Origin of the sequence: Paenibacillus medicaginis (assembly GCF_042138635.1) — a bacterium.
GTDB lineage: Bacteria > Bacillota > Bacilli > Paenibacillales > Paenibacillaceae > Paenibacillus > Paenibacillus medicaginis.
In genome coordinates, this window is sequence record NZ_JBHIRY010000001.1 from 182,743 (window position 1) to 191,912 (window position 9,170).

Below are 9,170 nucleotides of genomic sequence, written 5' to 3' on the forward strand. Positions count from 1 at the left end.
TATCTTACATCTCTGCTCATGAGTGAACCAACAAGTTTCTTTTGATTTGACCAATTCATACTCATGCTTGTGATTGCTCTTCTTAGATGGCATGATGCCCTCCTTTTAAACTACTGATCATGATGAAATGCTGAATTCATTAGATTTTGTATAGATCTTCGTGATACTCCATCTCAACTGCCAAGTGTGGATTATTATTTTTAAATTCAAACCATATTGTTTTATAATCAAGTTTATTGCAATTATACTTTTTTATTATAATCAATTCGTTATCATGATCCAGATAGACCTCTAAAGGTTCTCCCGGCCTAATTTTTAATGCCTGTCTAAACTCTTTCGGAATAGCAATCCTGCCTAAATCATCGTTACTCTTTACAATTGCATTACTCCAGCTCATACCTTATCCCCCTTTCTCATATCTACCCTAAACTCAAATTGGCTTCTGGTATAATGTCTCCCCGAAATCTTCACCGATACAGGAGTATACATTTCAACTTGCCCACCATAATCTATAATTTGAACTAGTCCATCAGTGATAAGAGGCGACACTACATACACCTGCACCTGAAACAATGCAGCAGTCAAGAATTCCGCATCTGTTTTTAACACTTTGTATGTATGATTCAATGTGATCACCTCTTATCGTTTGAAGAACTATTCGATATTTAGTGTTATGATTCCTTTTTGTCTAAACGGTCAATAACGCTCTTTAACGACTTACCAATCTCTTCGCCAGTTACCCCAGTAAAATGAACAGTCAAGGCAAATATTTGCTCTTCGGTTAATTCAAGACCCATTGCATTGAGTGCTTTTAATCGATTGATAAACTCTTCTCGATCTTGGGTTTTATCTTGATCGGTCATATAATTCCTCCCAATAAAATATCAATTTGATTTGTTTTCTATTGCATACAAAGTAAAATCTATAATACTCTTCGTCAATGATATTGCTTGTTCTTTACTATAACCCCTCTTCTCTACTATTTCCTTTCCAATACGGCATCTTGCCAAAAATGGATACTCCTTATCGTTGTTCTTAACTACATCTATTTCAAACCCTCTATATATTTTTGTCATTCAGGTCCTCCTTTCCAATGAAATCTTTATTTTATTACTATCTGATTTATTGATGAATCAAACGAAAGTCTACCCAAATATTATGTATAGGTACAGATAAACCATCTTCGTTAATGATCAAATTACCTTTTACAGTATAAGGAATATCGGCTTGGAATATTTCCTTCTCATGCTCGTCAATCATGTTGTCTTCTAAATATACAACTCGTTTATTCAATGACTTCGCTCCTTCGCTTTATGTGCAGATTACGCATCAGTTTCCGTTAACTTTTAGGTCGATGTCGGGTAAAATGGCTTCTGGCTTAAACGTAACCCGATAATGATACACACTTACAGCCGCTGTTTCCAATTGCTCTGCGAAGTACGTTACATTATCCGATAGACCTAAAAAGTGCTTTTTGTATTTCTCGTCTCCTGTCTTGCACGTCACTGTTACTTGCTTGGATCGATCATCCTGATTACCAAGTGAGCACCGCCCTTCGATAGTTAGTAAGTAGGTGTCAGTGATCCCGTTGTAAAATACAATTCGTCTATTGATCTCAAAATTGTCAGCGGCCTTGGACAAATTGTTTGAGGCAATGTCGGCATCTGTACAAGCGCTTAGGACGATGACCAAGCCTAATAAAATTGATAAAAGTGAAATTTTCCTCATGTTACTCATCCTTCCGTGTCTACAATTTGCATATATAATCTTTTTTTATTAACCTACACGAGCCTTTGAATAATAGAATTTCCTACCGTCAACATTGAATTTATTAATGAACCAAACCAAGAACTTTGCATATTTCTCCTTTTTAAATCCACAAAGCATTGAATCTTGCATGAAGTCTTTACCATTGTATCGAATGATCCAGTATTCAGTTCTCAAAATATCATCTCCAACTTAATATCCGCCTTCTTTGTCCAACAGCCATTCTTTAAGCAATACCTGTGCTTTTGCAAAGGCTAAATCTCTATCGCAATCTTGCACATGAATTATGTGCCGTCCATGCCATGGATGATCGGCACTGTATCCTACAGTAATATTCCAATCAAGAATACTTGAATAATAAATCTCTAGCGACCAACCTCTATGATGATTCTTGATTGAATCATAGAACCTCAAAAATTCTTCCATATACCCTCCCCATTATCCGAATAAATCCAAATTTTATCGCAAATCAGAATACTTAATATTTCCGATAACAGAGTCTGAAGTCAAATATATTCCCTGTGGATTTATTCGTGCAAACTTAACTTCAGCCCAACCAAAACCCGATTTATCCAAGTCAACCGCATACAAACACCATGATTGACCAAGTTTCAACTCATCTCGCCCTCGCTCCTCTAGTCTTTGCCATAGATCCAATGCTTTCACCCCCAATCATCTAACAAAAATCAAGTTTCATTGGTATTTACTAATCAATGTATTGATGTCTGTAAGTACTTTGCTAATCTCATCACTCGAACCGAAAATTGAACCACCACTTGATTTAATCTCAATTTTAAATTGCTTTGGATCGGTTACTGGTTCAACTGGTGAACTATAATAAAATAATGTCCCTTTGGGAAATGTCTTTTTATAGTAAGAATCAGTATAGTCCTCGGTTAGCTCGGTCAATCCTTTGCAACCCCTCACACGCTTTTCTTTCTTCTTGCTATGTATGTGATAGACAAGTGATTTGTATTTATAAACTTCAACTAATAAACCTTCTCTAATCCTCCAGATATCTTTAATTTCATGAGATTGAATCTGTTCCATTTATCCTCCTTATAAAGTACACAGCTTATCGTAAATCCTCTATCTTACATAAGCCATCGTCATAATTCGGTGCTTGTTGCCCAATGCCGAAAACAACACCATTAAATGCGAAATATTTATAACCCACACTTGTAGCAACTTTTCTACATTCATAAAAGTCTGCTGGAAATATCTTGCGCGAATCAAATACATCTCTCCAATACATTTTCGACTCCTCCCTGATTAGGAAATACAGACTTTATTCACTAAATTCTTCTTCAGATAAATCTTCGCCCTGCTTAATGACCCCCAGTTCAACCATTAAATCCCCAACAGAGCCTGAAAAAATATCATACTCGTACCATTCTAAATGAATTGAGTATTCATAAAGCCATTGTTTGCTATGCTTTAGACAGGCCTCTTTGAATGCCCGATCCCAACCATGCGAACACTCCACAAATGCATAAAATCCTATATTTGTTGCAAGTTCCTCTTTCTCTACATTGAAAGTTTTCATTACATTTTTATGTAGATCGATAAGCAACTCTCTTGTTAGTTGACCCCTAACGCCATCGGGCATCTGATACTCATAACCTTTATCTGTAACTGGCAAGCTGCCACCCCATAAAATAAGATTTTTATCGTCCTTTTTCTTTTAAATCAATATCCTCTTTATTCTCAAAGATGTCTTTCATTTGATGAATAAGCCACAGCGCTTCTTGTGTAGAACTTCCCATATGATATTCATATTGATTCAAAGCTTTCATTGCTTTATGTATTCGTTCGTCCACTATGCTCTCCTCCCTCATGAAACAACACTTTCGTTGTCTTATTCAACTGTATTAATTTGCCATATACCATCTTCATTAAGATACGGTTTTCCCATTGCCAAAAACTCACATCTACCCTTCATATCAACAACGGGTTCTCCATTGGGTTCGAACATCCTGAACGCATCTCCTTGTTTCAATTCTCGAAACTCAATAGTCTGCCATTCCATTGAAGCCAATGATACCAGTCTTTGTACTGTCCTAGTTTCTTCCATTGTTATTCACCTCTTCCTATAAAAATGAAATTTCGTGGTCAATCCCAAACTCCGTCTTCTCTCATTTCTTGTTCTTTTTCATTCCAATAATCAGAATCATAATTTGAACGATGCCTTTCAATTTCTCTTTTCAGGTTTTCAATCTCTTCCTGTGCAGAAACAAAATCATCGTATAAATCAATTATGTCTTGTTCGCAATAATGACCGTTATCAATATACTCTTCCAATTTTTTCTTGCTCATATTGCCTAGTCTTTTCATGTTTTGTCTCCCAGTGAAATGAGATTATTCGTTTAGCTATAGTAGCTTTTGAATTTCTTCTTTCAAATACTTGATTCTTTCATTAGTATCATTATTTATTTCTTCGATTTCTTTTTCCAGTTATTTTATTTTCCTATCAACTCGTTGTTTATGATCGGCGGTAGCCTTATAGAATGCATTATTTTCGGGTCTAACATCTGCTTTTAATTCAAAACTTTGGCTACAATTAGAAAAGGTGCGTTCTCTGGTAATTATGGCTGTAATATTATATAAAAACGGGATCTCAATTGTATAATACTTACCTTCGACAATACTTCTTGCTGTTAAGAAATGCCCCTTACCATCTTCTCTTCTAATAATATGCATTTCTTCAAAGCTGCCTTCTTGATTGCTCAATGACATCCCCTCCAATAAAAGTCGAATTTCGATGGCTTTTTAATGCATACTAATTTCATTTTTGTCTTCTCTAATGCGACCCTTCCATGTGGGAAATCGCATAGAGTATGCACTATCGTCTTGATTCTGGCTTAGTTCAAAATATCCAACAGTAACAATTTTACCGATCAGTATCTCAGGATTATCATAAAACCTAACTCGCTCGGCATCTGAAAAACCGCTACCCACATTGCAAGTATAATGCTCCCCTTCGTACTCAAATTGAATAAGAATACTTCCTAGTTTCCCAACATTTTTACCTGTTCCTTCAACCACTTCAAGAACTCGAACATCAGCTTCATGAAACTTTTTCATCTTTAATATTGCATCACTTCGCTTACATTCATACGGCCTGTTTTGATTTACCATTAAGCCTTCAAATCCATTTTTAATGGCCTCATCCAACAATTTGAATACTTCGGCTCTATCTCGTCCTTTGTATAGTACAGGAACTAACTTAATCAGTTTAAAGCCATACTCCTGTAATAGTTGATTTAATTCTTCTTTCCGCTCAACACACTTTTGTTTTGATTTTCCGCTTTTGAATTCTTCCATAGGAATCATATCAAAACAATGAAATTCAACGTTGTATTTCTCCCCAATTTTAGATATTTCTCTCATTGTTTCTCTATATAAATCAGCGCTACTCAAATTCTTTTCATTTCTTAGTAACAACTCTCCATCATAAGCAATGTTGTCTGGTAATTGTCTTAATTCCTCAATAAGTTCGTTCATATCTTCAAACAATTTGCCTTGTCGGCTAATTAACTTGATCTGACCATTCTCTTTGAGAATGACACAGCGAACACCATCAAGTTTCAATGTAACAACAAAATCATCTGTGATTTTATGTTCGTGCTCTTCAAATTTTTTCGCAAGCATTACTTCAAAAGTTGGAACCAAATTAGGCCAAATTTTATTATAGGTAGATTCGGTACATCCTTCTCTTAAATCCTTTAACAACATTCTTTTATACCATTCTTGTTCATCTTCAGGTTGTCTAGCAATATAACTGTTAATTTCTAGTTTAGTTTCATCTGAAGCATTTCTTTGAAGCAACCAATCCATTAATTCAAAGATATTGTTGAATCTCGAATGAACGATTTCACTTTTCTTAGTAAATGTTTTGGAGCCAACATTGAAAATTTTATAAGGATTATATGTATATTCAAGAGTTCGCTTCAACAATTCATTGTTGATATTTTGCTTAAGAATGGACTCTTTTTCATTTCGAGAACTTGTTTTAGACACCTTATCTACAATCTCAAATACTTTCTTCAAGTGAACATCCCTCTCTACTAATTATTACTTAAAAAGTTCTTGTAATTCTTTTTCCATGCTTTTGATTTTAGCTCTGATATATGCAATTTTAAGTCCAGTCAATTTATTATAGTTATCTTTATTGCTGCACTTTGCCACGCCTTTTGAACCATCATCCAAGATAACAATTGTCTCATCTTTAGTATGAATTACTTTTTGTTTTCTTTCTGGAATTCTAAAGGAGTCACTTTTTGTGTATTCTGTAAAATTGGAAGTTTCAGTAAACTTCTGGTGTGATTGGTGATAAACAATTTCCTTGACTTCCGTATTAGAAACCTTATTATTAATTTTCATATTTTTATTTCTCCTTTTTATTTAATTTCAATCAGATATTTAATAGTCAACTGATCTTCTTTATAAACGATAATCTCATCGTTTTTCAACATGTTTCCTGCATGCGCATGTATGCAATTACTTCCTTTTGAGGCTTGCTGAAGCTTATCATAATTAAAATCATAATATTTACTATCGAAAGAATGTACATCGTATGACTTCCCATAGGCAACATCAAAAAGTCCCATAAATCCAGAGTTGGCATTTCCCCCAGCCCAATACGAGCCATGTAATGATGTGTAGCCTAGACTCTTTTGTGCTTTCGGAGCGAAATAAATTCCATATCCGAACATTTTTCCTGTGATCTGTGCGGAAGGTCTTAATACCAAACTAGTATTAATAATGCTCCAAAAATTCTCATTACGACTACCATGGAACAACAACCTTCTATCTTTGATGTTATTTACTTTCACAAAGTTATCAAATTTTTCTTGTGTCTTAATATTAGTGACTTTCCACGCTTGATAAAACTTATCTTTAATCGATCCCATTTGAGATTTAATCACTTCTCTATCTTCGAATGTAGTTTCTTCAAAAATCAATCCCATAGCTTCCAGTATAGTTTGAGAAGTATTCAGCGTATCATTGTTGCCATTTACATTATTTGTTTCGCTTTCATGTGCGACTTGACCCTTCATGACATCCAATAAGTCTTGTTCTGATTGAATAATTTTGGCAAAATCGCTTGTACTACGCGCTAAATGCTCCTTTACACTTCTCATTTTTCTTGGGATTGTTTTAAATAATTCTACCAAGATTTTATTGAACATATCTACAGAATCAACATTCATTAAATTATGTAATTGTGACTGTGCCTCACTAATCATAGTATTTGTGACTTTATTTGCTGTAATCGTGTAATTATCCTCAATGGCCTTTCTAGCCATTGATTGGAGTCTAGAAACAATAGATTGGATGATAGAATTCGGAATATCCGCATAGTCTTTCTTACGTTTAACTGTAGGCTCTGCAACTAATCTTGTCTGATCAACATATCCTTTTTTAATTTTACTTTTAATTGTTGATTCCCACTTTGACATAGGATATGAAGTCGTCTGGCATCCTGAGACTCCAATTCTGCCATATTGAACTTCAAACCGATCTCCATTTTGAATCATGCGATAATATTTATTATTATTTGCGTTTGGCTCTACTTTGACTAAGTAGACCGATGACATATTCATTCCTCCTCAAATATCTAATAAAAATTCAATTTTATTTGAAAAATTCCATTGCACTATCTACATTAATAATTGAAACCGCGAAGAGAAGCACAAACCCAAATAATCTGATTGTAATATCTATTTTTTTATTAGATTTGAAGATAGCTAGATATAAACAAAATAAAGATAAACATATTGGCGATAATGTAAAAACGAATAATAAAAAAATTGTTGCGGCTTGTACCATAGAGTTCGACTCCCTTCTAAATCTTTATTCTATCTCCGACCCAATAAAGTTTCTCGGATCTCTTCCCAATTATTAACTCTGTAAAATCTATCTTCATTTGAATTATGAGGAGCCGTGAACAGCATTTTTTTACCTCGGAAGTTCTCTAGATTTTTAGGCTTATCATCGATTAAATAATCAGCAGCAATTATCGACTTATCTCTTGTGAATACAAATTTATCTTCATCCAAAAAACTAAAGTGTTTCTTGAGCCATTTATATTTAGGAACAATATTATTCAAATTAAATGGAGAGGTTACAATATAGATGCCATATGTGTAATTTAACTCTTTAAGCACCTCTTGACTGTTTTCGATTACCGACAGCGATTCAAACAATGTAGGATCATCCATATACTCATAAATCTTATCTCCACATTCAGGTTTACACAGATGACTCCAGTTCCAAGCATTAATATCCTCAGGTTTTAGATTGTCATTATAGTCTTCGTTATACCGCCTCACCCACTCTGCAACCAAGTCTGCAATTACATTATCTTGATCTACGGCCAAAATCTCTTTCAAACTTACACCTCTCCTTCTTCTTTAATTGCTACAGCCTGAGCAAACATTGCTCGACACATGATATGTGACAAGTGGTCATCCGTAGTGTCTCCTGCCAAGTATGCATATATATGAATCAAAAGATGATTTAGATGGTCACTGACATCGATTTTCTTCCAGTTATCAGTTCCGTACTTTTCAGCTCCATACTTAAGCACTTTTGTCATTTCAAACATTGCTTTAGGGTCTAATAGGTCAAACCGATATAATACTTGAGACTGCTTGCCACCCTGTTCATTAGTAACCGTGGGAGCGTCCTTCCCTACTCCTAGTACAATCTCGTTCATATTAATCATCCTGCGTCACTATCCCTTATTTAATATTTTTACTTTTAATTTCTGCTTTCCAAATTTTCTTGCTTCGCTAAGATCTTCGATAAATAAATCTAGTTTATTGCCCTTGATAGCAGAACCAGTATCTTGAACAACCCTCTCTCCAACACCTTCTATATATATTCGCGTTCCCATTGGCAGCACCCTTATATCAGCGCTTACCGTAATACCTTCCTTGGTCTTTGCTCCTGAAGCGGTTATTCCATATCCTTTATCACCGGGACGTTTAGAAGTCGATTCTGGGCCATTGGTATAGGCGGTAACAATAAAAATTCCCCAATGCTCTTTTTCCTTCTTAACCACTTCTCGATTCACTTTCTTAACTTCTGGCTTTGTTTTATCCTTTTTCTTGATTTGAATTTTCTTTTCTGCTTTGACCTTCTCGATTTGCTTATGGACTATTGTCTTATGTATGTCCAATCCCGACCTGTAACTATTGATCAATTCATCATTCGTTTTTGTTTCTTTGACTCCGCCTGCAGTTCCACACCCTGTTATAGATACCAAGGATGCTGCAACGAGTAAAGATAGCACATAATTCCTGCTCATGATCCCTCCGCTTAAATAAACGCCCCTCGCCTTGCTTTTAACGGTCTGACGAGGGGTTTATGTATTATGAAATGATTATTTTATTGTT

General features: G+C 35.0%; 19 protein-coding genes. All 19 read right to left on the reverse strand.

What is annotated here, in order from left to right; all coding sequences use genetic code 11:
• Positions 1-139 precede the first annotated feature (139 nt).
• The 19 genes from ACE5LO_RS01130 to ACE5LO_RS01220 all read right to left on the reverse strand — a co-directional run bounded on the left by ACE5LO_RS01130 (position 140) and on the right by ACE5LO_RS01220 (position 9,082).
• Positions 140-397 carry an AbrB/MazE/SpoVT family DNA-binding domain-containing protein gene (locus tag ACE5LO_RS01130; RefSeq protein WP_375518237.1) on the reverse strand — a complete coding sequence of 86 codons (258 nt, stop codon included), beginning with the start codon at positions 395-397 and terminating at the stop codon, positions 140-142.
• A gap of 274 nt (positions 398-671) precedes the next feature.
• The gene (locus ACE5LO_RS01135; RefSeq protein WP_375518238.1) at positions 672-863 is read right to left on the reverse strand and encodes a hypothetical protein; all 192 of its coding nucleotides are present in this window, start codon (positions 861-863) and stop codon (positions 672-674) included.
• 21 nt (positions 864-884) lie between these two features.
• Positions 885-1,076, reverse strand: a complete 192-nt coding sequence (locus tag ACE5LO_RS01140) for a hypothetical protein (protein WP_375518239.1) — start codon at positions 1,074-1,076, stop codon at positions 885-887.
• Between the two features lie 46 nt (positions 1,077-1,122).
• On the reverse strand, positions 1,123-1,293 hold the full coding sequence (locus ACE5LO_RS01145) for a hypothetical protein (RefSeq protein ID WP_375518240.1): 171 nt from the start codon (positions 1,291-1,293) through the stop codon (positions 1,123-1,125).
• 36 nt (positions 1,294-1,329) lie between these two features.
• Positions 1,330-1,728, reverse strand: coding sequence for a beta-sandwich lipoprotein (locus ACE5LO_RS01150; RefSeq protein ID WP_375518241.1), 399 nt, complete (start codon positions 1,726-1,728; stop codon positions 1,330-1,332).
• Between the two features lie 231 nt (positions 1,729-1,959).
• A complete protein-coding gene (locus tag ACE5LO_RS01155) occupies positions 1,960-2,193 on the reverse strand; it encodes a hypothetical protein (RefSeq protein ID WP_375518242.1) in 234 nt (77 codons plus the stop codon).
• Between the two features lie 267 nt (positions 2,194-2,460).
• On the reverse strand, positions 2,461-2,817 hold the full coding sequence (locus tag ACE5LO_RS01160) for a hypothetical protein (protein ID WP_375518243.1): 357 nt from the start codon (positions 2,815-2,817) through the stop codon (positions 2,461-2,463).
• 25 nt (positions 2,818-2,842) lie between these two features.
• Positions 2,843-3,022 carry a hypothetical protein gene (locus ACE5LO_RS01165; protein ID WP_375518244.1) on the reverse strand — a complete coding sequence of 60 codons (180 nt, stop codon included), beginning with the start codon at positions 3,020-3,022 and terminating at the stop codon, positions 2,843-2,845.
• 33 nt (positions 3,023-3,055) lie between these two features.
• Positions 3,056-3,409, reverse strand: a complete 354-nt coding sequence (locus tag ACE5LO_RS01170; RefSeq protein WP_375518245.1) for a hypothetical protein — start codon at positions 3,407-3,409, stop codon at positions 3,056-3,058.
• Between the two features lie 25 nt (positions 3,410-3,434).
• Positions 3,435-3,587, reverse strand: coding sequence for a hypothetical protein (locus tag ACE5LO_RS01175; RefSeq protein WP_375518246.1), 153 nt, complete (start codon positions 3,585-3,587; stop codon positions 3,435-3,437).
• A gap of 38 nt (positions 3,588-3,625) precedes the next feature.
• A complete protein-coding gene (locus ACE5LO_RS01180; protein WP_375518247.1) occupies positions 3,626-3,841 on the reverse strand; it encodes a hypothetical protein in 216 nt (71 codons plus the stop codon).
• A 38-nt stretch (positions 3,842-3,879) separates the two neighbouring features.
• Positions 3,880-4,101, reverse strand: coding sequence for a hypothetical protein (locus ACE5LO_RS01185; protein ID WP_375518248.1), 222 nt, complete (start codon positions 4,099-4,101; stop codon positions 3,880-3,882).
• Positions 4,102-4,221: 120 nt separating this feature from the next.
• Positions 4,222-4,497 (reverse strand): hypothetical protein, encoded by a 276-nt coding sequence (locus ACE5LO_RS01190; protein ID WP_375518249.1) that lies wholly within the window; start codon positions 4,495-4,497, stop codon positions 4,222-4,224.
• Between the two features lie 39 nt (positions 4,498-4,536).
• On the reverse strand, positions 4,537-5,817 hold the full coding sequence (locus ACE5LO_RS01195) for an ATP-dependent DNA ligase (RefSeq protein WP_375518250.1): 1,281 nt from the start codon (positions 5,815-5,817) through the stop codon (positions 4,537-4,539).
• 24 nt (positions 5,818-5,841) lie between these two features.
• Positions 5,842-6,150 (reverse strand): hypothetical protein, encoded by a 309-nt coding sequence (locus ACE5LO_RS01200; protein ID WP_375518251.1) that lies wholly within the window; start codon positions 6,148-6,150, stop codon positions 5,842-5,844.
• A 17-nt stretch (positions 6,151-6,167) separates the two neighbouring features.
• Positions 6,168-7,367, reverse strand: a complete 1,200-nt coding sequence (locus ACE5LO_RS01205; protein WP_375518252.1) for a WGR domain-containing protein — start codon at positions 7,365-7,367, stop codon at positions 6,168-6,170.
• 261 nt (positions 7,368-7,628) lie between these two features.
• Positions 7,629-8,162, reverse strand: a complete 534-nt coding sequence (locus ACE5LO_RS01210) for a 5' nucleotidase, NT5C type (protein WP_375518253.1) — start codon at positions 8,160-8,162, stop codon at positions 7,629-7,631.
• Positions 8,163-8,164: 2 nt separating this feature from the next.
• On the reverse strand, positions 8,165-8,488 hold the full coding sequence (locus tag ACE5LO_RS01215; RefSeq protein WP_375518254.1) for a dATP/dGTP diphosphohydrolase domain-containing protein: 324 nt from the start codon (positions 8,486-8,488) through the stop codon (positions 8,165-8,167).
• An 18-nt stretch (positions 8,489-8,506) separates the two neighbouring features.
• Positions 8,507-9,082: a 3D domain-containing protein gene (locus tag ACE5LO_RS01220; RefSeq protein ID WP_375518255.1), complete on the reverse strand. Its 576-nt coding sequence runs from the start codon at positions 9,080-9,082 to the stop codon at positions 8,507-8,509.
• Between the last annotated feature and the right edge of the window lie 88 nt (positions 9,083-9,170).

Coding starts and splice junctions, on each gene's coding strand:
- ACE5LO_RS01130 (WP_375518237.1), bottom strand. CDS start 397: ATGAGCTGGAGTAATGCAATTGTAAAGAGTAACGATGATTTAGGCAGG.
- ACE5LO_RS01135 (WP_375518238.1), bottom strand. CDS start 863: ATGACCGATCAAGATAAAACCCAAGATCGAGAAGAGTTTATCAATCGA.
- ACE5LO_RS01140 (WP_375518239.1), bottom strand. CDS start 1,076: ATGACAAAAATATATAGAGGGTTTGAAATAGATGTAGTTAAGAACAAC.
- ACE5LO_RS01150 (WP_375518241.1), bottom strand. CDS start 1,728: ATGAGGAAAATTTCACTTTTATCAATTTTATTAGGCTTGGTCATCGTC.
- ACE5LO_RS01155 (WP_375518242.1), bottom strand. CDS start 2,193: ATGGAAGAATTTTTGAGGTTCTATGATTCAATCAAGAATCATCATAGA.
- ACE5LO_RS01160 (WP_375518243.1), bottom strand. CDS start 2,817: ATGGAACAGATTCAATCTCATGAAATTAAAGATATCTGGAGGATTAGA.
- ACE5LO_RS01165 (WP_375518244.1), bottom strand. CDS start 3,022: ATGTATTGGAGAGATGTATTTGATTCGCGCAAGATATTTCCAGCAGAC.
- ACE5LO_RS01180 (WP_375518247.1), bottom strand. CDS start 3,841: ATGGAAGAAACTAGGACAGTACAAAGACTGGTATCATTGGCTTCAATG.
- ACE5LO_RS01185 (WP_375518248.1), bottom strand. CDS start 4,101: ATGAAAAGACTAGGCAATATGAGCAAGAAAAAATTGGAAGAGTATATT.
- ACE5LO_RS01200 (WP_375518251.1), bottom strand. CDS start 6,150: ATGAAAATTAATAATAAGGTTTCTAATACGGAAGTCAAGGAAATTGTT.
- ACE5LO_RS01205 (WP_375518252.1), bottom strand. CDS start 7,367: ATGTCATCGGTCTACTTAGTCAAAGTAGAGCCAAACGCAAATAATAAT.
- ACE5LO_RS01215 (WP_375518254.1), bottom strand. CDS start 8,488: ATGAACGAGATTGTACTAGGAGTAGGGAAGGACGCTCCCACGGTTACT.
- ACE5LO_RS01220 (WP_375518255.1), bottom strand. CDS start 9,082: ATGAGCAGGAATTATGTGCTATCTTTACTCGTTGCAGCATCCTTGGTA.